The organism is Microcoleus sp. EPA2, assembly GCA_020882975.1.
Lineage (GTDB): Bacteria > Cyanobacteriota > Cyanobacteriia > Cyanobacteriales > Microcoleaceae > Microcoleus.
This window is the reverse complement of record JAHRFD010000015.1, coordinates 26342-48630: the sequence shown is the minus strand read 5'-3', so window position 1 is coordinate 48630 and position 22289 is coordinate 26342. Positions and strand designations below refer to the sequence as shown.

The 22289-nt window shown below is 44.9% G+C and carries 18 protein-coding genes; 11 read left to right on the top strand and 7 right to left on the bottom strand.

Features of this window, described 5'->3' with window-relative positions; genetic code table 11:
* Positions 1-13 precede the first annotated feature (13 nt).
* Positions 14-166 (bottom strand): hypothetical protein, encoded by a 153-nt coding sequence (locus tag AAFP14_RS14995; protein ID WP_341733049.1) that lies wholly within the window; start codon positions 164-166, stop codon positions 14-16.
* Between the two features lie 235 nt (positions 167-401).
* On the opposite strand from AAFP14_RS14995, the gene arfB reads away from it, so the two are divergent.
* Positions 402-815, top strand: coding sequence for an alternative ribosome rescue aminoacyl-tRNA hydrolase ArfB (gene arfB / locus AAFP14_RS14990; protein WP_472851054.1), 414 nt, complete (start codon positions 402-404; stop codon positions 813-815).
* A gap of 233 nt (positions 816-1048) precedes the next feature.
* On the opposite strand, the gene AAFP14_RS14985 is transcribed toward arfB, so the two are convergent.
* From AAFP14_RS14985 to AAFP14_RS14970, 4 genes are all read right to left on the bottom strand, one after another.
* The gene (locus AAFP14_RS14985; protein WP_341733048.1) at positions 1049-2452 is read right to left on the bottom strand and encodes a cation:proton antiporter; all 1404 of its coding nucleotides are present in this window, start codon (positions 2450-2452) and stop codon (positions 1049-1051) included.
* A gap of 119 nt (positions 2453-2571) precedes the next feature.
* Positions 2572-3345 carry a 1-(5-phosphoribosyl)-5-[(5-phosphoribosylamino)methylideneamino]imidazole-4-carboxamide isomerase gene (gene hisA / locus AAFP14_RS14980; RefSeq protein WP_341733047.1) on the bottom strand — a complete coding sequence of 258 codons (774 nt, stop codon included), beginning with the start codon at positions 3343-3345 and terminating at the stop codon, positions 2572-2574.
* A gap of 169 nt (positions 3346-3514) precedes the next feature.
* On the bottom strand, positions 3515-4708 hold the full coding sequence (locus AAFP14_RS14975; protein ID WP_472851057.1) for a glycoside hydrolase family 10-like protein: 1194 nt from the start codon (positions 4706-4708) through the stop codon (positions 3515-3517).
* A 74-nt stretch (positions 4709-4782) separates the two neighbouring features.
* Positions 4783-6432, bottom strand: a complete 1650-nt coding sequence (locus tag AAFP14_RS14970; protein ID WP_341733045.1) for an amidohydrolase family protein — start codon at positions 6430-6432, stop codon at positions 4783-4785.
* A 308-nt stretch (positions 6433-6740) separates the two neighbouring features.
* Between AAFP14_RS14970 and AAFP14_RS14965 the strand changes: the two genes are divergently transcribed.
* From AAFP14_RS14965 to AAFP14_RS14950, 4 genes are all read left to right on the top strand, one after another.
* Positions 6741-7511, top strand: a complete 771-nt coding sequence (locus AAFP14_RS14965; protein ID WP_341733044.1) for a cysteine hydrolase family protein — start codon at positions 6741-6743, stop codon at positions 7509-7511.
* 241 nt (positions 7512-7752) lie between these two features.
* A complete protein-coding gene (locus AAFP14_RS14960; protein ID WP_341733043.1) occupies positions 7753-8205 on the top strand; it encodes a cupin domain-containing protein in 453 nt (150 codons plus the stop codon).
* A 206-nt stretch (positions 8206-8411) separates the two neighbouring features.
* Positions 8412-8771 carry a DUF952 domain-containing protein gene (locus AAFP14_RS14955; protein WP_341733042.1) on the top strand — a complete coding sequence of 120 codons (360 nt, stop codon included), beginning with the start codon at positions 8412-8414 and terminating at the stop codon, positions 8769-8771.
* A 6-nt stretch (positions 8772-8777) separates the two neighbouring features.
* The gene (locus AAFP14_RS14950) at positions 8778-9371 is read left to right on the top strand and encodes a PDDEXK family nuclease (protein ID WP_341733041.1); all 594 of its coding nucleotides are present in this window, start codon (positions 8778-8780) and stop codon (positions 9369-9371) included.
* A 12-nt stretch (positions 9372-9383) separates the two neighbouring features.
* Here the strand turns inward: AAFP14_RS14950 and AAFP14_RS14945 are convergent, their stop codons facing one another.
* Both AAFP14_RS14945 and AAFP14_RS14940 read right to left on the bottom strand, forming a co-directional pair.
* Positions 9384-10397: a DNA-methyltransferase gene (locus tag AAFP14_RS14945; protein WP_341733040.1), complete on the bottom strand. Its 1014-nt coding sequence runs from the start codon at positions 10395-10397 to the stop codon at positions 9384-9386.
* 205 nt (positions 10398-10602) lie between these two features.
* A complete protein-coding gene (locus tag AAFP14_RS14940) occupies positions 10603-11856 on the bottom strand; it encodes a CCA tRNA nucleotidyltransferase (RefSeq protein ID WP_341733131.1) in 1254 nt (417 codons plus the stop codon).
* 106 nt (positions 11857-11962) lie between these two features.
* Here AAFP14_RS14940 and AAFP14_RS14935 point away from each other — a divergent pair, with 106 nt between their 5' ends.
* From AAFP14_RS14935 to AAFP14_RS14910, 6 genes are all read left to right on the top strand, one after another.
* Positions 11963-12211, top strand: a complete 249-nt coding sequence (locus AAFP14_RS14935; RefSeq protein WP_341733039.1) for a Ycf34 family protein — start codon at positions 11963-11965, stop codon at positions 12209-12211.
* Between the two features lie 392 nt (positions 12212-12603).
* Complete coding sequence (locus AAFP14_RS14930; protein ID WP_341733038.1) at positions 12604-14316, top strand: serine/threonine-protein kinase; 1713 nt, start codon at positions 12604-12606, stop codon at positions 14314-14316.
* Between the two features lie 3 nt (positions 14317-14319).
* The gene (tsaB, locus tag AAFP14_RS14925) at positions 14320-15087 is read left to right on the top strand and encodes a tRNA (adenosine(37)-N6)-threonylcarbamoyltransferase complex dimerization subunit type 1 TsaB (protein ID WP_341733037.1); all 768 of its coding nucleotides are present in this window, start codon (positions 14320-14322) and stop codon (positions 15085-15087) included.
* Between the two features lie 40 nt (positions 15088-15127).
* On the top strand, positions 15128-18067 hold the full coding sequence (locus AAFP14_RS14920) for a CHAT domain-containing protein (RefSeq protein WP_341733036.1): 2940 nt from the start codon (positions 15128-15130) through the stop codon (positions 18065-18067).
* Between the two features lie 95 nt (positions 18068-18162).
* The gene (locus AAFP14_RS14915) at positions 18163-21978 is read left to right on the top strand and encodes a tetratricopeptide repeat protein (protein ID WP_341733035.1); all 3816 of its coding nucleotides are present in this window, start codon (positions 18163-18165) and stop codon (positions 21976-21978) included.
* A 33-nt stretch (positions 21979-22011) separates the two neighbouring features.
* The gene (locus AAFP14_RS14910) at positions 22012-22287 is read left to right on the top strand and encodes a ribbon-helix-helix domain-containing protein (RefSeq protein ID WP_341733034.1); all 276 of its coding nucleotides are present in this window, start codon (positions 22012-22014) and stop codon (positions 22285-22287) included.
* The last annotated feature ends 2 nt before the right edge of the window (positions 22288-22289 follow it).

Genomic DNA, 22289 nt, shown 5'->3' with positions numbered 1-22289 from the left:
GTTTCGGCGCACCTTACGAATTTATCTGGGGTTGTAAATTGTTTTGACGTTTGTTTTTGAGATAGCTTTTAATATATTGGTCGTTAAAGAGCGATCGGGCGATCGTGAGTGCTTCTTCTCTTTCTGCGTCTGTCATGTAATCATCGCCTTTTAATTCTGATATCATGCGGTTTCGTCATAGTCTTCAAGCTCGTCTAAACGATGTAGAGTTATGGGATAGAAAAAAACTCATCGAATTCATCCTGACAGCTAAGAATTCAGGAGTTATGCACTCCGACTAAAGAAACCGGGTTTTTACCGAATCTGCTGGCTGCAACCTGTGTATTTTGGTGAAAAACCCGGTTTCTCGACCCCCATGTGTAAGTCTTAGACTAAGCTAAATTATATAATAAAAATCAATCATGCTACAAATTTCTAATACAGTGTTCATTCCTGATGGCGAAATTGAGATTAGTGCGATTCGCTCTCAAGGCGCGGGGGGACAAAATGTCAATAAGGTGGCGAGTGCAATTCACCTGCGCTTTGATATCCCAGCTTCTTCATTACCCGATCGCTACAAAGAGCGTTTATTGCAACTCAGCGACAACCGCATTACCTCCGAAGGCGTGATTGTGATTAAAGCACAGGAACACCGCAGCCAAGAACAAAACAAGGAAGAAGCCTTAAAACGACTGCAAGAATTGATTAAAAGTGCGATCGTCATACCCAAAAGGCGCAAACCCAGCAAAGCAACTAGGAGCTCCCAACGCAAGCGTCTCGACAGCAAAACCAAGCGAGGGGAGATTAAAGCAATGAGAGGGAAAGTCACAGACTGAGCGATAATATCAAATCTATTGACATCGGAATTATTATTTCTCTCTTCTCTTTCTCTGTGTCCTCTGTGTCCTCTGTGGTTTAATTATTCCGATACAACCGGAATTAATATAATATCAAATTCGGTAGCATCGGAATTGATATGAAGTCGAGAAACCGGGTTTTTTACCAAAATACTTCGTTCCTAGCCACAAATTTAATAAAAACCCGGTTTCTTTGTCGGAGTCCCTAAGTCCTATATGACCTTAGAAGATTCCTCTGTAGCAGGCGGTTCCACGGAATCACCAAAAGCAATCCGCAGAAATGGCGGCGCCAAAAATGTCGTCAGAATCACCATGATAATAATCGACACTTCCAAGGGTTTATCAAGAACCCCACTCGCCGAACCAATGCCGGCAAAAACTAACCCGACTTCACCGCGAGGAATCATCCCAACTCCGATCGCCAATCGATTAATTCCCGGCTGACCAAAAACCACCCAGCCTGTAACTAGCTTGCCAATAATCGCCACCAAAATCAAGAAAACAGCAATCAAAAGTCCCGCCCGATTATCCGGTACTGTGGGGTTCAAAACTCCCAAATCCGCCCGTGCTCCCACCGTCACAAAAAAGATGGGAACAAATAAATCGGCGATAGGTTTCACCAATTCATCCAACTCATGGCGCGCATCGCTTTCATCCAAAACCAAACCCGCAGCAAACGCACCCAAAATCGCTTCCAGATGGATTGCATTACCCAGAAATGCCATGAAGTAGGCAAAAGTAAAGGCCGGAATCACAATATTGCCACGAGTTTTGAGTGTCTCTACAACCCCAGTAAAGGTTTTGTTGAAGAAACCACCCAACAGAATCGAACCTAGCAGAAAAGCAGTGGCACTAACAATCAAATAAATGACATTAACCACATCTATTTCACCAGTTTTAGCTAAGCTAGCAACAACAGCTAGGACAATAATTCCTAGCACATCATCAATCACCGCCGCACCGACAATTATTTGACCTTCTTTAGATTTCAGTTGTCCTAATTCTGACAAAACTTTCGATGTAATGCCAATGCTAGTTGCCGTCAAAGCTGCCCCGGCAAAAATCGCTGGAATCGCCGCAGTATGGAAGAAAATCATCAAGCCAGCAGTACCAGCGGCAAAGGGAACTGCCACGCCAACACAGGCGACAACTACAGCTTGAATTCCGACTTCCTTAAGTTGTCTGAGGTCCGATTCTAGGCCAATTTCAAACAACAAAATAATTACACCCAATTCAGCTAGCACTGAAATGACTTCACTCTGAGATTCAAAGATACTGGTGAGGGCGGCTGGGGAGAGATGATTAATTAATTGCAGAACATTCATAATCCCAGAGTCTGAGGCTGACAGCCCAGCTTCGGGAAAGACGATGAGGTGTAATGCCGATACTCCGACAATTACCCCTGCGACTAATTCACCTAAAACAGGGGGAAAATCGAAGTTTCTAGCTACTTCTGCACCTAGTTTACTGGCGAGATAAATCACTACTAAACTAAGTAAAACTCCGCTGAGGACGATGGGAGAATATTCGGCTTCGACGGTTGCTAACAAAGGTATGGGAGCAACTAGGGATGCCATCCCAGAACTTAAGGGTGTAATTGTATGGTTCACAAACATGAATTAAGTGAGGATAAGAAGGACGATTCTAGGGTGACAGTTCGCTGTTGACTGTTGACTGTGAATCGGAAAACTGATAACTGCTAGCTATTTTATAGCTAATTCACTCAACATGAAGATCAAGCAAAACTTGAAGAACCCAAATCGGGAGGAACATCCTGCCATCGCCCTTGACCTACGGCTTGAATTGCTTCTTTTAGCAAGATATCTCCAGTATAAATGGCTCTACCAACGATCGCACTTTTGACACCAATTGATTCCAAGGCTAACAAACTCAACAAATCTGCGATCGAACTAACACCACCGGAAGCAATCACCGGAATCGAAATAGCATTGGCAATTTCGCGCAAAGATTCCAAATTGGGCCCTTCCATTGTACCGTCGCGGTGAATGTCGGTATAAATAATTTCAGCAGCACCTAATTCTGCCATTTGCTGTGCTAATTCTGTTGCTAAAACTTCCGATGTTTCTAGCCAGCCTCTAGTTGCAACTTTACCATTTCTGGCATCAATACCGACCAGAATTTGACCGGGAAATTCGCTGCACAATTCACCGACTAATTCCGGTTTTTCGACAGCCACAGTGCCGAGAATTGCCCGCCGAACGCCTAAATTAAGGATAGCAGCCACGGAAGTGCGATCGCGCATTCCGCCTCCCACTTGACAGGGAACATCAACGGCTCTGACAATGGCTTCAATGGCTGCTTGGTTGACAGGATGACCTGCTTTAGCCCCGTCGAGGTCTACTAAATGTAGCATGGTTGCGCCTTCGTTGACCCACTGTCTGGCGACTTGGACGGGGTTGTCATTAAAAGTTTGGGATTTGGCGTAGTCTCCTTGATAGAGTCTGACGCATTTTCCATCCAATAAGTCGATCGCGGGAATTACATTCATAATTTGGGAATTGGGAATTGGGAATTGGGAATTGGGAATTGGGAATTGGGAATTGGGAATTGGGAATTGGGAATTCTCTTCCTTCTTGCTTCTTGCTTCTTCCTTCTTCCTTCTTCCTGCTTCCTGGTTCTGGGAACTAAAGTGCTGACTACAAACATCCTACAATATTTTAAACTGACGGACGCTGTATTTTTGTGGGAAAAAATGCTCGGAATGCCGTATTTCGCTCTTCGGGAGTTTCTTTGGCCCAACTTGATAAGCTTTCATAGAAAAAGAATGAGACACCGGCAAAGTTTCGTTTTCGCACTTCTTGTACTTGTGCTTGAATTTGTTTGAGGGGAACCGGGTTATTTTTTAAACCCGTTAAAATACCGATCGCTGTGGGAATATGAGGCTTAGCCAGTTTAACTTCTTCCCGTTCCAGTTCCTGATTAAAACGCTTGATGTCGCTGCGATAAACCTGCAACACAATTTCTTCGATGTAACCGCGTCTTTCCCAGGTAAACCAGTCTTGCAAACTAGCGGGTAAGGCAAAGTTAAAAGGGTTTGGAGATAAGCTAACAATACATTTTTGTTTGCGGGCTTTGATAGCTCTAAAAAGTCGCGCCATGAAGTCATTAATTCTGTCTGCACGCCAGCGCACCCAGAAGGTTTCGCGGGAGTCGTTCGAGGGAGGTTTTTTGATATCTTTTTGGTACATTAAAACCGTTAGCGGTTCATATCCAAATTCTGAGGGTAAGCCGAAATGGTCGTCAAATTGAATCCCATCTAGATCGTAATTTGCCACAAGTTCCACAACTAAATCTTGGATAAATTTCTGCACTTCGGGATGAAAAGGACTCAGCCATACCCGATCTTCTATACCTTCTTTCCAAATAGTTGAACCGTCGCGTCGTTTCGCCAGCCAGTCGGGGTGCAATCTCGCTAATTCCGATTTGGCTGGGGCCATGAAACCAAACTCAAACCAAGGGATGACTGCGATCCCTTTTTTATGTGCTTCTGTAATGATTTCTTTGAGAACATCTCGCCCTTTTAATGCTGGTGCTGGGTCGTTTAATTGTCCGAATACTCGTTTGGCTACAGCGCTGGGATGAATGGTATAACCCCCTTGCCAAACGGTAGGATATATGGTATTAAAATTAAGTTTTTCTAGGCGATTTACAGCGTCATTTATGTTTTTCTGGGAGAAGATGACATTGCTGTCAATGTTGGTCAACCAAATGCCACGCAATTCGGTTTTTATAGGCATTTTTGGCGGAGTTTGAGCCCAGCCACGGGGAGAGAAGATGGCGGTGGATGTGAGGGCGATCGCAAAAGCAAGTATTAAAGCCAATATCCTCTGCGATCGGTGTAGTTTAATCATCAACTTGTTGTACATATTACCAATTACCCTTGGCTACCTTATGTTAGTGACAAAGGCTAAATGTCAATTTTACCTTACTCAGAGCGATCGGGCAAATTCATCACTTGGCGGTAATGAGCCTCAATTTCAGTCACCATTGCTGATTGGCGCTTGCTAGTCCACTCACTGCGATCGAATAATTCCTTTCTCAAATCATCAACATCAATTGTTTTCACCTTACCTTCTGCTACAATTTGTTTGCCATTTACCCAAACACTATGTACAGCATTATTCGGACGACCCAGAATGAGTAAACCAATGGGATCGGTCCGTGGTAGTAATGATAAATTCGTTAAATCGTATAACACAAAATCCGCTCGTTTACCTACAGTCAAAGAACCAATTTTATCTGCCATATTTAAGCCTTTGGCTCCTCCTAATGAAGCCATTTCTACTGACTGTCGTGGCGTAATCCAGTGCCGATAATCTAAATCTTTGATGTTATGCAATAGGGAACCAATCTTAATCGCTTCTAGCAAATCCTGGGAGTCATTGCTAGCGGCACCGTCGCAACCAAAGGAAACATTTACTCCCGCTTGAAGGTATTTTAAAATTGGTGCGATACCGCTTCCTAAGCGTAGGTTACTGAGGGGATTATGGACAACGGTGGATTGGGTTGCTGCCATAATTGCAATGTCTGCATCGTCCAACCAAACACAGTGTGCTAGGGATGTTCTGGGACTCAAATACCCAATTTGTTGCAAGTGTGCTACGGCGCTACAACCATATTTTTCTTGAGCTAATTGTTTCTGGGCGCGGGTTTCTAAGAGGTGGGCGTGGCGGCAAAGATTTTGGCGATCGCTCAAATCGATACAGCCTTCAAATAACGCATCAGAGCACAGTTGAATTCCCGTCGGCGCTAATAATATATTCACACCTAATTCTGGTTTATGAAACTGTTTTATGGCTGATTCCATTAAATCTAAAGTTGTCTGAGTCGATCGCAAATAAGCTGCTGTCTCGATACCACTCTCGCCACCGGGCATTCCCGATTTTAGAGATTCATCTTGAATTAACGGCCCGATGAAAGCGCGAATTCCAATTTCTTGGTAAGCGCGAACTGCTGCCGCAATTGTCTCTAATTCTTGTCCGGGAATCAAGACTAAATGATCGACTACGGTTGTCCCTCCAGATAGTAATGTTTCTACGGCTGTTCCCAGTGCACTTAAGTAAATTTGTTCGGTATCGAGAGGGGTGAAATCGTACAATTCTGCAATCCACAATTCCAGCGGCAAAGGGGGAATTATGCCCCGCTGCCACATTTCCGAAGAATGCGTGTGGGCGTTGACAAAACCGGGAAGCAGCAGCTTATTTGTGCCGTCGATAACTGTTTCACCCCCCCTATCCCCCCCTTGGTAAGGGGGGGGACTAAACAGGGCGGTTTCCCCTTGGTAAGGGGGGGGACTAAACAGGGCGGTTTCCCCTTGGTAAGGGGGGGGACTAAACAGGGCGGTTTCCCCTTGGTAAGGGGGGGGACTAAACAGGGGGGTTTCCTCTTGGTAAGGGGGGGAATTAAAAAGGGGGGTTTCCTCTTGGTAAGGGGGGGAATTAACAGAGGGGTTGTTGGGTGCGATCCTCTTCGAGGGCTTCGCTAACGCACTTATGCAATTATCCACCACCTGCACCTCTGCGGTTTGATAACCACCCTCAACGGGAATTAAAACATTTTGAATTGTAAAGCTCACAGATTGACCCCTGCTGGTGAATTCACATCTATTTATATTTTACGATCGGTCCGGTCTAAAACTGGCTGCGCCCCAAGGATTTTAGCATATTGAATTACAGATGAATTATTATAAAACTTTCCTTAAGATATCTAGATTTGGGGATAATCTAGGCTAGGACAATTTAATTAGATCGAATCGCCTAAAAATTGTCAGAATAGTTGTGTTTAATTTTTGTGAATTTATTAAACATAAAATCTGCACCTTTGGTAAATTAGTAAGTAAAAAAATAGTGATAAAATTGAAATTAGTTTTGTGCGATAGAACCTATGAATCCTGAAAATCTCCGTACCTTGGGCGTGCCGCCGAATGCTTGGAAAGTTGATGCCAAAATTGCCGACATCACTCGCCCCCAACTACCGCCCCAAATTGTAACTTTGGAAACACAAACTAAAACGCTGCGTGTGGATTTAGCCAAAGCTGCAATGTTGGTGATAGATATGCAAAATGATTTTTGTCATCCCGACGGTTGGCTATCACATATTGGCGTAGATGTAACGCCAGCGAGAACTCCAATTATTCCTTTACAAAATTTACTGCCAAAATTGCGATCGCACGCAATTCCCATTATTTGGATCAACTGGGGAAACCGCCCCGATTTGCTCAATATTAGCGCAGCTTCCCGTCACGTTTATAATCCCACAGGCGACGGTGTAGGTTTGGGAGATCCGCTACCAAAAAACGGTGCTTCTGTATTAATGGCTGGGAGTTGGGCCGCGCAAATTGTCGATGAATTAGAAGTGCAACCGGAGGATATTTGCATTGATAAATATCGGATGAGTGGCTTTTGGGATACTCCTTTAGATAGTATTCTCAAAAACCTGGGCAAAACTACACTTTTCTTTGGAGGAGTCAACGCGGATCAGTGCGTGATGGCGACGCTGCAAGATGCTAATTTCCTGGGTTACGACTGCATTTTGGTCAAAGATTGTACTGCTACGACATCGCCAGATTATTGCTGGCAAGCTACTCTATATAACGTTAAGCAATGTTTTGGTTTTTTGTCGAATTCTCAGGCTATGTTAGAAGCAATTAAATAGCAGTCAGTCCTTAGTCATTAGTCAGCAGTCATTAGTCAGCAGTCATTAGTCATAATGACATCAGAAACATAACAACCAGCACCAAAGAAACCGGGTTTTTGCAGTTTTTGTCGCCTGTAACGGGTCTTCTCGTAAAAACCCGGTTTCTGGCCACCCATACCTAAATCCTAAACTAATGACTCTGGCTCCCTCGCTAATGACATTAAAAACATAACAACGGATAATTTACCATAATAAAAACATGACAAATCAGTGCATGATTCCCGTGTCAAAGTCTCCCCAAGACTACCAAGCATTTCGCATTAGTCCACGGGATACTAATAGATTAGCCATCGTCTTCGATCCCGCAGCAGCCAATAGTTCCTTAACAGTTTGCATCGAAATTTTTGATGTGGGTGGCAAAACTCCTCCCAATCGGCATTTATTGGCAGTAGAAATGTTTTTTGTACTCAAGGGACAAGGGCGAGCAACCTGTGATGGCAAAACTGTTAGTATTAGGGCGGGAGATAGTTTGTTGGTGCCACCCACCAGCACCCACCTAATTGAGAATACTGGTAGCGAACGGTTGTATACTTTGTGCATCATGGTCCCTAATGAAGATTTTGTAGAACTAATACGCAGCGGTATGCCCGTGGAACTTGATGAGGAAGATATGAGAGTATTAGGGCGATCGGATTTACTCGTGGCCTGCTAAACTGTTGTAAAATCTCGTTCAAATCTCGTTACCAGGCTCTTCCTGGTAACGCATATTTAAACTGTTGTAAAATCTCGTTACCAGGCTCTTCCTGGTAACGCATATCTAGAGGCTCTGCCTCGATTTCATGTTATGGTAATATCGGCAGATACTGGAAAAAACCTGGTATCCAAAAGCAGATTGTTTTACGTTAAACTTATCAATTTATGAGCGTTATATTTCACATTGCTAAAAGCCAACAATGGGAAGAAGCAAAACAGCTTCAATTCTATCGCGGCGATACCCTAGACTCTGAAGGATTCATCCACTGTTCGACAATCCCACAAATTACTAGAAGTGCCAATAAGTTTTTTCTCGGACAAACAGGATTACTTTTGCTGTGGATAGATTCGGAAAAAGTGGAAGCAGAGGTTAAGTATGAACCGGCCGCCGGAGATATGTATCCCCATATTTACGGGCCGCTGAATGTGGATGCGGTGTTGAAAGTGATGGAGTTTGAAGCGGGTGCAGATGGGAAGTTTGAATTGCCGACAGAATTAAGAGCAAGTATAAATGAACAGGCTTAGTACGTTGTGAAGATAGTTCAAGAAGTATCACTTATTAGTCACGGTGACTTTGAGGAATCACAAGAATGGGGAGTTATCAAAAATGAAATACGGATTGCTATTGACGCCATCGTTTGGCCGGTCGGTGCATCCAGCTTTACGATAAATCCAACCAGGCACGGGAATGGTGTCAAACCTATCAAAAATGCTTGTATGGCTGCTCTTCATGACGATTTTGGATGGCAGCTTGAAACTAAAATCAGATTTGCAACGAGATTCCCTGGACGAGTAGATGCTACCAAAATCTTAGACAATCATTTATTTGCCTTTGAATGGGAAACAGGAAACATCTCATCAAGTCACCGTGCGGTTAACAAACTGGTTCTCGGTATTTTACGAGGGATTTTTTTGGGGACGGCATTAGTTTTGCCCAGCCGGAAACTGTACCCTTATTTGACCGATCGAATTGGCAACTATGAGGAACTAGAGCCTTACTTTGATGTCTGGCGTGCTATTAACATACAACAAGGTTTTTTGGCCATATTTGTAATTGAGCATGATGCCGTTGATAGCAGCGTACCTACAATTACTAAAGGCACAGATGGTCGCGCTTTAATATAAAATTTTTGGCATTCAAGAAAACAACTCTAGTTGAATTGACTCGTTTGGTTGGGCTTTATTTTTGGTATTTCCCCTTGCTGATTCCCAATTTTCTACATTTCCATTTGCCAAGTCTTGTAACCGCTTGACTGCTGGTTCTATATCGCCGATTTCTGTACCTAGCCAATACCTGCCCAACTTCTCTGCTGCATAAAATGTAGTACCAGAACCTCCAAACGGATCGATTACAACTTGTCCCGGATGCGATGCCATAGCAATGATGCGTTCCAGCATGATTGGAGCTAATTCGTTGGCTCCCCTTTTCTTGTGCTGTCTGTGTCGTACTGGTGGGATATCTGTCCACATTTCCTCAATTAAAGTCCACAGATTTTTTTCGATAATATCTGCTGAAGCATCTTCCCAGACATCTTCGGGAGCATCCCAAACATCCATTAAGTTAATACCTTGAGGATTTAATTTTTTGCGGTGTCCGCCGTAATCTTTAATTTCTCCTCCACAATGTCGGCAGACTTGAATCGGCGTATAAACTTTATTAAAAACTGCTGGTTCGCCTTTTGTGTAGTAAAGCAATCCGTAGTGTGCGGGAGACATTTTCTTGCCGCGAGGAAAGGCTTTAGGCATTCTACAAGCTATCCAGTGACGAAAATTCATTCCTTCTTGATTTAAATATGCACCGTATTCAATGCACCATTTAGGTAAATTGAAAATAAATAGACTTCCCCCAGGCTTCAGCACTCTAATACTTTCTTTAAGCCACTGTTTTGACCAAGCAAGATAATCGCTGGAATTTAGTCGATCGCTTGCACCAGTGCCATAATCTTTGCCCAGATTAAATGGCGGATCGGCAAATACAATATCGGCGCTGTCATCGGGAATAGCACCTAAAAATTTGAGACAGTCTTCCTGATATAGAATGCCGTATTCGCTGTGATAAACCTCTCGCAATCCCCGTTGTGTTGCAGTCACAGGTGATATCATATTCAAAGGTTGCATTGAACTATTTTTGTTGATATTTCTCAGTTCCATAATATTAATTGCAGCTATTCTTGTCAAGAGACTATTGATTCGATCGCACTTTAACCCTTGTATTTTAAAAGAGGTAGATTGCGATTTACCGCTCAAGTGGGGGCGGGTTTACGAGATGATCGGTTTTAGGCCAATATTGTTGGTGAACCCGCCAGACAAATATTGGGGTTTAAAGTTGGGGTTGACTGGGGCGAGAGTTGTAAAATCAATGAATATCAATCAACTCGGCTGCCAATTTTAGCGCGGCTTCGCGAGTAGAAATTCTCCCCTCCACCCGCGCTAATTGAATTTCCATTAATAATTGACCAATTTGCGGACTTCTGGGCATATTTAAATATTCCATTAAATCATTGCCGCTAACTAATTGTGTCGGATGTGCAACTATATCGCCCGCATCAAGATAGCGATTAATTAATAGTGAAATCTCATCAATCGCAACTCCCACCGCTACGGCTAAAACTGCTAAAACGGGAAATACTATTCCCACATCTCGAAATAAGAAATACTGTTCTCGCAAAGACATTTCAGAGATTGCCTTTTGTTGCAATTTGGGCAAATATTTCACAAGCTCGATCGCACTTTTAATCTCAGCATTGCTATACTTTAACCGTAGCAACTCAGTTTCAGCCATTGTTGGGTCAGTATCTGCCAAAATAGCCAACTTAGCCACAGCCAACAACGGCGTTTTAATCGTATCTCGAATCGGGCGTCCGAATTCCTTTCCTAATTCCGGGTAAATTGTTGTTAATTGGTCAGCAGATTGGTCAATTTTGGTTAAAGTATCAAAACGGTCGATCGCACTTTCAAACCAAATCGAAAACAAACCATCTTCCCAACCCCGACAAATCCAAGGTGCGCCGTTAGGATTGCTTAACAAATAACCCAATTCTGTCCGCACCCGTTCCACCGCTACCCGACTCAACAGCGGTGCTAATTCGCGAATCGCCGACTGGGTTTCCGGTTCGATCGCAAAACCCAACTGCGCCGCTTGACGGTAAGCTCTTAATAACCTCAGCGGATCATCTTCCAAATTGGCGCGGGAAATCATCCGCACCAAACCCAGCCGCAAATCAGTTTGACCATCCACAGGATCGATGATTTCTCCGGTAAAAGGATTGCAGGCGATCGCATTAATCCGAAAATCCCTGCGCCACAAATCCCCCTCCAGACTCCCCCCTTCCGCCTGCGCCAAATCCACCGTACCGCCCGCAAACACCACCCGTGCAATTTGCCTTTCCGCATCCAACAAGACAAACCCAGCATTAGTGCGATCGGCAATTTTTCGAGCAGTCTTCACTGCCCGTGTTAGCATAACAAAATCTAAATCAAAATAAGGCGATCGCCTTCCCAGTAACGCATCCCGCACCGCACCCCCCACCAAATAAGCAGGTGGTGTCAGCAGTTCCAAATCAAACGGCCAAGAATCAGGAGATAATGTAGGTGGCAAACTATTCGACATCGCAACAAAAATAAATAAACTTACAACCATAAAACTCTGGTTACGCTAGATTAACAGAAAGCTCGAAATTCACCAATTTTTTTGAAATGCACAGAGGATATCAAAGATGTGTATTTGTGTTAACTGCCATTATGTAGACCGCTGCTTCACTTACCACGCCGTAGAAGGACAGCACGAACAGCCTCACCTCACCGAAACCCCCGATTTCGACCCCGTAGAACCCACAATCAACGTCAACATCCGCCCCCGCCAAGATGAAGTAGAAATGGAATGGGATGTAGTCGGCTGTGAAAGTTTCAAGGAAGAAATGGGAAAATGGGCAAAATTGCGGCCGGGCGAACTCGTACCAACTTAAGTCAGTAGTCAGTAGTCAGTAGTCAGTAGTCATTGGTCATTAGTCATTGGTCATTAGTCATTGGTCATTAGTCATTGGTCATTAGTCATTGGTCATTAGTCATTGGTCATTGGTCATTAGTCATTGGTCATTAGTCATTGGTCATTGGTCATTAGTCATTAGTCAGTAGTCATTAGTCATTGGTCATTGGTCATTGGTCATTAGTCATTGGTCATTAGTCATTGGTCATTAGTCATTGGTAATTGGTAATTGGTAATTGGTAATTGGTAATTTTTTCGTCGCTTGGAGCTGCCAATAACCAATTCCCAATTCCCCAATTCCCCAATTCCCCATTCCCAATTCCCAATTCCCAATTACCAATCAATAATCTAAAATATAAAATCTAAAATCCAATGAGCTATTGCTTAAACCCAACTTGTCAGCATCCGCAAAACCTCGGTGATGCAGAATTGTGCGAAAGTTGCGGCTCACAATTATTGTTAACTCCAGACGCACAAGCCTCGCCAGCATCTCGCTACCGTACCATAAAGCCGATCGGACAAGGCGGTTTTGGTCGAACATTCCTAGCAGTAGATGAAACCAAACCCCAGATTTTTTCCCAGTGCGTCATCAAGCAATCCTTACCCCAAAAAAACCCCGCTGAAAAAGCCGATCGACTATTTCACCAAGAAGCAGCCCAGCTACAAATATTAGGCAAACACCCGCAAATTCCCGAATTATTAGCACATTTTGAACAAAACGGCAGACAATATTTAGTACAAGAATTTATAGACGGCAAAAACCTAGCTCAAGAACTAGAACAAAAAGGAGCATTCACCGAAACTCAAATTCGTAAAATCCTCCAGGATTTATTACCAGTCCTCCACTTTGTCCACAAATCAAAAGTCATTCACCGTGACATCAAACCCGAAAATATTATTCGTCGCCGACTCTCCCCAACCCCTTTACCACCACTAGAAAATTCCTTTCAACCATCTCCGTTTCAAAAAGATATTGTTCTCGTAGATTTTGGTGCCGCTAAAAAAGTAACAGCACCGGGCTTGCAGCCAACTGGTACAATCATCGGTAGCGCTGCTTATACGGCCCCAGAACAACTGATGGGTAAGGCAGTTTTTGCCAGCGATATCTATAGTTTGGGCGTTACCTGCATTCATTTACTGACTCAAATTCCCCCCTTCGATTTGTTCGACACCACCGAGGATACTTGGGCGTGGCGAAATTATTTGAAAACCGCTGTTAGCGACGATTTCGGCCGCATCCTCGACACCATGCTCCAAAGTGCCACCAATCGGCGCTATAGTTCAGTATCAGCCGTCATCCGGCAACTGAACCCCAAACCGGTATATTTAGAGGCTTCGCCTGTTTTAGACGCGCCGGAGGAACCCGCAGAACGGGTGCTGACACCTGCGCCCGGTGTGTCCCTGTTCAGTCCCCAAGAGCACGCCGCAATTCAACAAGCTTTGCAAGAGGCGATCGCCCCATATCATGTGATAATTCAAGTTAACCAAGCCAAGCACAAGCTGAATATCGTCATCAACAGAACTCCAGACAATCCCGTTTATTATCCGCACTTAGCTCAAATAATTACCACCAGACTCACCGATTTGCAGTTAAATAAAGTTGCAGCCGTGAAGCTGTTGGGCAGAGTTAACAATTCCCGCGCGCCAGAGTGGCAGCAAGTATTGCAAATTGACCCAAAGATTAAGTTAAGAAATAAAATCATTCGCCTGAGTCATAATAAATTAGCTAAGCAAATCGCGCCCCTTGCTACCCAAGATTTTTGGTTGCCCAAGTTGCAAACAAAAGAGTTTTGGATAGACTTACTGATGTTTAGCTTAGTTTGGTTTATCTTTGGCTCTCAAATAGTGATTTTTAATGCTATGTTTGCCCTGATAATTTCAGTGGCTTTTATGTTCGTCAAGTATCAAGTTTCCCAAAATAAAGAATTTGCGAATAACAATTTATTTGCAACTTTAGTATTGTTGTTTCTGATGGCCGGAAGCATGGGAAATTCCAGGATTTTAAATACGGGAATATTTGGCTTTCTTTTGGCTTGCTTAGTTGTAGCTTCTCCTCTGTTTTTTATTAAGGAAAATTATCAATAAATAATGAATAGCCATCCCAAATCCGCAACCTCAGTTAAAAAATACGGCTTAGCCTTGCACACAGCTAGTCGCGAACTTGGTTTCGCCATCAGCAATTTTGCCGGTGAATCTCGCTCTGCAACTTGGAATTTGGATCGGGATTTAGCAACTCATTTGCACCAGTATTTAGTTGAGTTTATTCAGCCGCAAACTTGGGCGGATTTGGCTTTTATTGCAGTTGCTAAGGGGCCAGGAGGTTTCACGGGGACTCGCATTGGTATGGTGACAGCCCGGACTTTGGCTCAACAGTTGGATATTCCGATTTTTGCTATTTCAACTTTGGCGGCTTTTGCTTGGGCACAACCCCCCCAACCCCCCCTTATTAAGGGGGGGCTTTTGGAATTGGAACCCCCCCAACCCCCCCTTATTAAGGGGGGGCTTTTGGAATTGGAACCCCCCCAACCCCCCCTTATTAAGGGGGGGCTTTTGAGAGATGATGTGGCGGTGCAAATGCCTGCACAGCGCGGTCAATTATTTGGGGCTGTTTATTCAGTTAATCAAGATTCGGGTTTGAATGAGTTGTTTCCTGATACGGTGATGACTCCTGAATCTTGGCAGGAAAAGTTGGATGGTTGGGGTAATTCTTATCAGTTGATTGAAGCTACTAGCGGGTTGGGTGCGTCGGTTTCTAGCGTATTAGAATTGGCTTATTTGGAGTGGCAAATGGGTAGTCGTCCAGATTGGTCGGATGCTTTGCCTTTTTACGGTCAACATCCGGTTAAGGGTAACTGAAAAAATGATTAAGATTAAATAAAATACACAAGGGCTGACTATGTTCGATCGCACTCGATGGTTTTTGGCGGGTATATTAATCGGACTTTCGCTTCAGTTAAGTCAGCCCGGTGCAGCCGCCACGCCTGTTGAGGAAGCCGTAAAAACAGCACAAAATAGCAGTATCGAGGCGGCCCAAAAAGCATTAAATGATGGATTACTACTCTATCAGCAAGGAACTGCCGAAGCAAAAAGAGGTACGATCGCCAAATGGGAAGAAGCATTAAAGCTGTATCGGGAAGCTGGCGATCGCACCAAAGAAGCAATCACGCTCAATAACATTGGCAGAATCTACGACGATTTGGGGGAGAAACAAACAGCTTTAGATTATTACAACCAATCCCTGCCCCTGAGTCGGGCTACTAGCAATCGCTCACAGGAAGCTATCACCCTTAACAACATCGGGGCTGTCTATGACAATTTGGGAAAAAAACAGAAAGCTTTAGAGTATTACAGCCAATCCCTTCCCCTCAGTCGGACTTTAGGCGATCGATCGCTTGAAGCTATCACCCTCACCAACATAGGCTTAGTTTACTCAAATTTGGGAGAGCAACAGAAAGCTTTAGAGTATTACAGCCAATCCCTTCCTCTAATTCGGACTATTGGCGATCGCTGGCACGAAGCTGGTATCCTCAGCAACATCGGGGGTGTCTACGACAATTTGGGAGAAAAACAGAAAGCTTTAGATTATTACAACCAATCTCTTACTCTGAGTCGCGCCGTCGGCGATCGCTCCCAGGAAGCTGTTACCCTCGACAACATTGGGGCTGTCTATGACTATTTGGGAGAGCAACAAACAGCTTTAGAGTATTACAAACAATCCCTTCCCCTGCTTCGGGCACTGGGCGAACTCTGGCACGAAGGTATCACTCTCAACAATATTGGTAGAATCTACGACGATTTGGGAGAAAAACAGAAAGCTTTAGAGTATTTAACCCAATCGCTGACGCTGAAACGATCCGTAGGCGATCGCCACGGCGAAGCTATCACTCTCAGCAACATAGGTAATATCCACAACTATTTGGGAGATCGACAGACAGCTTTAGAGTATTACAAACAATCCCTTCCCCTACTTTTGGCAGTGGGCGATCGTCGGGGCGAAGCTGTCAGCCTCACCAACATCGGGGGTATGTACTCAGATGTGGGAGATAAACAGAAAGCTTTGGAGTATTATAGTCAGTCGCTCACCCTGAGTAGGGCCATCGGCGAGCGATCGATTGAAGCTGGTATCCTTTACAATATAGCTGTTACCAAACGCGACCAAAATAATCTTAACGAAGCCCTCCAGGACATTCAAGCCTCTCTCAGAATCATCGAAAATCTCCGCACCAAAATTACCAGCCCTGAACTCCGCACCTCATACTTTGCTACCGTACAGGACTACTATGAATTTTACATTGACTTGTTAATGCAACTGCACAAAACTCATCCTAAATTAGGTTATGATACCAAAGCCTTAGAAGCCAGCGAACTTTCGAGAGCCCGCAGCCTCCTCGAACTCCTCCAAGAAACAAACACCAACATTCGCGAAGGCATTGCACCCGATTTACTTCAACAAGAAAAGAGCTTGCAACAGCAACTAAATGCCATTGAAAAACAGCGCATCGAAGCAGTTAGCCTCCCCAATCCCAACCCAACGGAAATCGAACAAATAGACAAACAACAGCTCGCACTTTTGCAAGAATATCAGCAAATTCAAACCCAAATTCGTACCGCCAGCCCCCGGTATGCAGCCCTTACCCAACCCAAACCTTTAACATTCCCAGAAATTCAGAAACAAATTATCGATGAAAACACTATTTTATTGCAATATTTCCTCGGCAAAGACCGCAGTTATCTTTGGGTGATTAGCCAAAAGGGACTAACTAGCTATGAATTACCAAAACGCGCCGAGATAGAAACCGCCAGCCGAAATTTCCGAGACACCGTTACCAACCCCCGGTTGAGAAATATTTCCCAAAAAGTTGCCGCAGCCAGTGCAAATCTCAGTCAATTAATTTTACAACCCGCCGCCAGCCAATTAGGCGATAAACGCTTATTAATCGTTCCCGATGGTATTTTACACTATACCCCTTTTCCCGCTTTAACTATTTCCCTAAGCAGCCGACAAAATGCCTACCTTCCCTTAATCAGCCAACATGAAATTATCACTTTACCTTCCGCTTCTACTCTCGCAATTCTCCGGCAAAATTACGGAGACAGAAAACCACCCACTCAAACTTTAGCAATTTTAGCCGATCCAGTTTTTAGTCCAGATGATGAAAGAATCAAAGGAAAGCTGACGCCAGCAACAACGGAAAAGTTAGAATCTCAGAACCAGGGTTTAAGTCGATCGCTGCGTAGTTCCGATCTGGCATGGCCGCCCCAGCGCCTACCCTTTACCCGCCAAGAAGCCCAAACAATCTTAAGTTTAGTACCTTCAGCTTCTAGCAGTCAAAATTTAGATTTTGATGCCAGTCGCACTACTGCTACCGATGGCCGTTTGGCCAATTATCAAATCCTTCACTTGGCAACCCACGGCATTGCCAACAGTAAAAATCCAGAATTGTCAGGAATTCTGATGTCGATGGTAGATGACAAGGGCAATCTTGTGAATGGGTTTTTACGACTCACAGATATTTTTAACTTAAAATTGTCCGCAGATTTAGTGGTTTTAAGTGCTTGCCAATCGGGAATTGGCCAGAATATTAAAGGCGAAGGCATGGTGGGATTAACCAGAGGTTTTATGTATGCAGGTACTCAACGAATGGTGGTGAGTTTGTGGAATGTGGATGATGAAGGAACTGCGGTATTGATGCAAAAGTTTTATCAAAAAATGCTCCAACAAAAGTTATCACCTGCCACGGCTTTAAGAGCCGCTCAGATGGAAATGATGGAACAGGACAAATGGAATTCTCCCTATTATTGGTCTGCTTTTACGCTGCAAGGGGAGTGGAAGTGATACGATAGTTAAAAAAAATTCATGTAAGTGAGATACTTTCTCAAGCAATTACCAATTACCAATTATCAATTCCCGCCTTTACACTAAGCGGGCTAATGATTAAGATTGAAAAAAATACCAAAGGGGTAGTTATGTTCGATCGCCCTCAATTGATTTTAGCTGGAATGTCGATCGCGCTTTCGCTTCAGTTAAGTCAGCCAGTAGCAGCAACCGTACCCGTTGGTAAAGCCGTACAAACGGCACAAATTAGCACTAGGAAGGCTGCCCAAAAAGCTGTCAAAGAAGCAGAACAACTCTACAATCAAGGAACAGCCGAAGCAAAAAGAGGTGCGCTCGTCAAGTTGGAAGAAGCATTAAAATTGTTTCGGGAAGCGGGCGATCGCGCGAAAGAAGTTGTGATGCTCACTAGCATCGGTAATATCTGGGATGATTTGGGAGAAAAACTCAAAGCGCTAGAGTATTACAGCCAGTCGCTACCTATAAGTCGCGCCGTGGGCGACCCCCCAGGAGAAGCAATCGCCCTCAACAACATCGGCGCTGTCTACTCAGATTTGGGAGAAAAACAGAAAGCACTAGAGTATTACAGCCAGTCCCTTCCCTTGAGTCGGGCCGGGGGCGATCGCTCACTGGAAGCTGGCATCCTCAACAACATCGGCTTAGTTTACTCAGATTTGGGAGAGAAACTCAAAGCGGTAGAGTATTACAGCCAGTCTCTTCCCCTATATCGGACTCTCGGCGATCGCCGAGGGGAAGCGAACACCCTCATCAAGATTGGCTTAGTCTACTCAAATTTGGGAGAGAAACTCAAAGCGCTAGAGTATTACAGCCAGTCTCTTCCCCTATATCGGACTCTCGGCGATCGCTCAGGAGAAGCTGGCACCCTCAACAACATGGGCAATGTCTACTCAGCATTGGGAGAACAACTCAAAGCCCTAGAGTATTACAGCCAGTCCCAGCCCCTGAGTCGGGCAGTGGGCGATCGCTCAGGAGAAGCCACCACCCTCAACAACATGGGCAATGTCTACTCAGCATTGGGAGAACAACTCAAAGCGCTAGAGTATTACAGCCAGTCCCTGCCCCTATTTCGGGCCGTGGGCGATCGCTCAGGAGAAGCCACCACCCTCAACAACATGGGCAATGTCTACTCAGCATTGGGAGAACAACTCAAAGCGCTAGAGTATTACAACCAGTCCCTGCCCCTATTTCGGGCCGTGGGCGATCGCTCAGGAGAAGCAGCCACCCTCACCAGCATCGGCAGTGTCTACTCAGCATTGGGAGAACAACTCAAAGCCCTAGAGTATTACAACCAGTCCCTGCCCTTGAGTCGGGCAGTAGGCGAGCGATCAGGAGAAGCTGCCATCCTCAAAAACATCGGCAGTGTCTACTCAGCATTGGGAGAACAACTCAAAGCGCTAGAGTATTACAACCAGTCCCTTCACCTATATCGGGCAGTAGGCGATCGCTCAGGAGAAGCAGCCACCCTCACCAGCATCGGCAGTGTCTACTCAGCATTGGGAGAAAAACTCAAAGCGCTAGATTATTACAACCAGTCCCTTCCCCTGCGTCGGGCCGTGGGCGATCGCTCAGGAGAAGCTGGCACCCTCAACAACATCGGCTTAGTCTACGATGATTTGGGAGAAAAACAGAAAGCGCTAGAGTATTACAGCCAGTCTCTTCCCCTATCTCGGGCCGTGGGCGATCGCTCAGGAGAAGCTGGCACCCTCAACAACATCGGCAATGTCTACTTAGCATTGGGAGAACAACTCAAAGCCCTAGAGTATTACAGCCAGTCCCTTCCCCTATTTCGGGCCCTGGGCGATCGCTCTGGGGAAGCCACCACCCTCAACAACATCGGCGGTGTCTACTCAGCATTGGGAGAACAACAGAAATCACTAGAGTATGTCAGCCAGTCCCTTCCCCTATTTCGGGCCCTGGGCGATCGCGCGAAAGAAGCTGGCACCCTCAAAAACATCGGCTTAGTCTACTCAGATTTGGGAGAAAAACAGAAAGCGCTAGAGTATTACAACCAGTCCCTTCACCTATATCGGGCCCTGGGCGATCGCTCAGGAGAAGCTGGCACCCTCAACAACATCGGCTTAGTCTACTCAGCATTGGGAGAACAACTCAAAGCGCTAGAGTATTACAACCAGTCTCTTCCCCTATCTAGGGCTGTGGGCGATCGCACACAGGAAGCCCTCAGTCTTTACAGCATGGCTTATGCCAAACGCGATCTAAACAATCTTACCCAAGCCCTCAAAAATATTGAATATTCTCTCGAAATCATCGAAAATCTCCGCACCAAAATAGCCAGCCCAGAACTCCGCAGCTCCTACTTTGCCACTGTACAAAACTACTACCAATTCTACATCGATTTGTTAATGCAACTGCATAAAACTAATCCGAAATCCGGTTATGATGCCAAAGCCTTAGAAGCCAGCGAACGTTCGAGAGCCCGCAGCTTCCTAGAACTCCTCTCTGAAAGTAATGCCAACATTCGCGAGGGTATTTCCCCCGATTTGCTGCAACAAGAAAAGAGCTTGCAACAGCAACTAGACACCACAGAAAAGCAGCGCATCGAAACAATCAGCAGTCCCAACCCCAATCCCACTAAAATCACTGAAATCGACAATAAACGCCGGGAATTATTGCAACAATACCAGCAAAATCAAACCCAAATTCGCAGTACCAGTCCCCGCTATGCCTCCCTCACCCAACCCCAACCTTTAACACTGCCAGAAATTCAAAAACAGATTCTTGATGAAAACACGATTTTATTGCAATATTCCCTCGGCAAAAATCGTAGTTATTTGTGGGTTGTGACATCAACCGGAATCACCAGCTACGAACTTCCCAAACAGGTTGATATTGAGACAGCAGCCAAGAATTTTCGAGACACTGTAACTAACCCGCGTTTGAGAGAACTTCCCCAAAAAGTTGCCGAATCCAGTGCAGCTTTGAGTCAGTTAATTTTACAGCCAGCCGCAGCGCAGTTAGGACAAAAACGCCTATTAATTGTTCCCGACGGCGTGCTGCACTATACTCCTTTTGCAGCTTTATCACTGACACAGGCAGCAGAACAAAATGCTAGTAATTTCTTAATTGCTCGAAATGAAATTATTACCTTGCCTTCCGCCTCAACTCTCGGCATTCTCCGGCAAAATTACGCCGACAGAAAACAGCCCAGTCAAATTTTAGCAATTTTAGCAGATCCGGTTTTCAGTCTAGATGATGAACGAGTCAAGGGTACAGTTACTCAAGCAACGACCGAAAAGCTAGAGTCAAATAACCTCGGTTTAAGTCGATCGATCCGCGCTGCTAATATGTCATGGCCGCCCAAACGCCTGCCTTTTACTCGCAAAGAAGCCGACATAATATTAAGTTTAGTACCTTCCGTTGCTAGAACTCAACAATTTGATTTTGCGGCCACTCGCGCTACCGCTACCGATGGCAGTTTAGCCAATTATCAAATCGTTCACTTTGCCACCCACGGCATCGCCAACAGTCAAAATCCCGAACTGTCAGGAATTATGATGTCGATGGTGGATGACAATGGCAATCTTGTCAATGGCTTTTTGCGCCTCACGGATATTTTCAACTTGAAACTATCCGCAAACTTGGTAGTTTTAAGTGCTTGTCAGACGGGACTGGGGCAGAATATTCAAGGCGAGGGAATGGTGGGATTAACCAGAGGGTTTATGTATGCGGGGGCGCAGCGGGTAGGGGTGAGTTTGTGGAATGTGGACGATGAAGGAACTTCTGTATTGATGCAAAAGTTTTATCAGAAAATGCTGCAAGAAAAGTTAGCGCCGGCGGCAGCTTTGAGGGCGGCGCAGATGGAAATGATGTCGCAAGAAAAATGGCGATCGCCCTATTATTGGGCGGCTTTTACCCTTCAGGGCGAGTGGAAATGATATAATAGTTAAAGGTTCTCAGAGGTAAACCCCATGAAAATTACTCTCAAGCCTGAGCAGCAAAAATTCATAGAAGCACAAGTTACAAGTGGCAGATATCCTTCGGCGGAGGAGGTAATCGCAGCTGCATTAGAACTCCTAGCCGACAACAGCGAGCCCAAAGAGAGCAACAGCTATCAAAAATGGGTAGAAGAAACGCGACCAAAAGTATCAACAGGAATAGCTCAACTCGATCTCGGTGAAGGGATTGATGGAGAAATAGTCATAGCAAGATTGCAGGAAAAATTTCGGAAAATGCGGGAGAACTAAAG

Coding starts and splice junctions, on each gene's coding strand:
- AAFP14_RS14985 (WP_341733048.1), bottom strand. CDS start 2,452: ATGTTTGTGAACCATACAATTACACCCTTAAGTTCTGGGATGGCATCC.
- AAFP14_RS14940 (WP_341733131.1), bottom strand. CDS start 11,856: ATGTCGAATAGTTTGCCACCTACATTATCTCCTGATTCTTGGCCGTTT.
- AAFP14_RS14955 (WP_341733042.1), top strand. CDS start 8,412: ATGAGCGTTATATTTCACATTGCTAAAAGCCAACAATGGGAAGAAGCA.
- AAFP14_RS14915 (WP_341733035.1), top strand. CDS start 18,163: ATGATTAAGATTGAAAAAAATACCAAAGGGGTAGTTATGTTCGATCGC.
- AAFP14_RS14965 (WP_341733044.1), top strand. CDS start 6,741: ATGAATCCTGAAAATCTCCGTACCTTGGGCGTGCCGCCGAATGCTTGG.
- tsaB (WP_341733037.1), top strand. CDS start 14,320: ATGAATAGCCATCCCAAATCCGCAACCTCAGTTAAAAAATACGGCTTA.
- AAFP14_RS14960 (WP_341733043.1), top strand. CDS start 7,753: ATGACAAATCAGTGCATGATTCCCGTGTCAAAGTCTCCCCAAGACTAC.
- arfB (WP_472851054.1), top strand. CDS start 402: ATGCTACAAATTTCTAATACAGTGTTCATTCCTGATGGCGAAATTGAG.
- AAFP14_RS14920 (WP_341733036.1), top strand. CDS start 15,128: ATGTTCGATCGCACTCGATGGTTTTTGGCGGGTATATTAATCGGACTT.
- AAFP14_RS14930 (WP_341733038.1), top strand. CDS start 12,604: ATGAGCTATTGCTTAAACCCAACTTGTCAGCATCCGCAAAACCTCGGT.
- hisA (WP_341733047.1), bottom strand. CDS start 3,345: ATGAATGTAATTCCCGCGATCGACTTATTGGATGGAAAATGCGTCAGA.
- AAFP14_RS14935 (WP_341733039.1), top strand. CDS start 11,963: ATGTGTATTTGTGTTAACTGCCATTATGTAGACCGCTGCTTCACTTAC.
- AAFP14_RS14910 (WP_341733034.1), top strand. CDS start 22,012: ATGAAAATTACTCTCAAGCCTGAGCAGCAAAAATTCATAGAAGCACAA.
- AAFP14_RS14975 (WP_472851057.1), bottom strand. CDS start 4,708: ATGATTAAACTACACCGATCGCAGAGGATATTGGCTTTAATACTTGCT.
- AAFP14_RS14995 (WP_341733049.1), bottom strand. CDS start 166: ATGATATCAGAATTAAAAGGCGATGATTACATGACAGACGCAGAAAGA.
- AAFP14_RS14945 (WP_341733040.1), bottom strand. CDS start 10,397: ATGGAACTGAGAAATATCAACAAAAATAGTTCAATGCAACCTTTGAAT.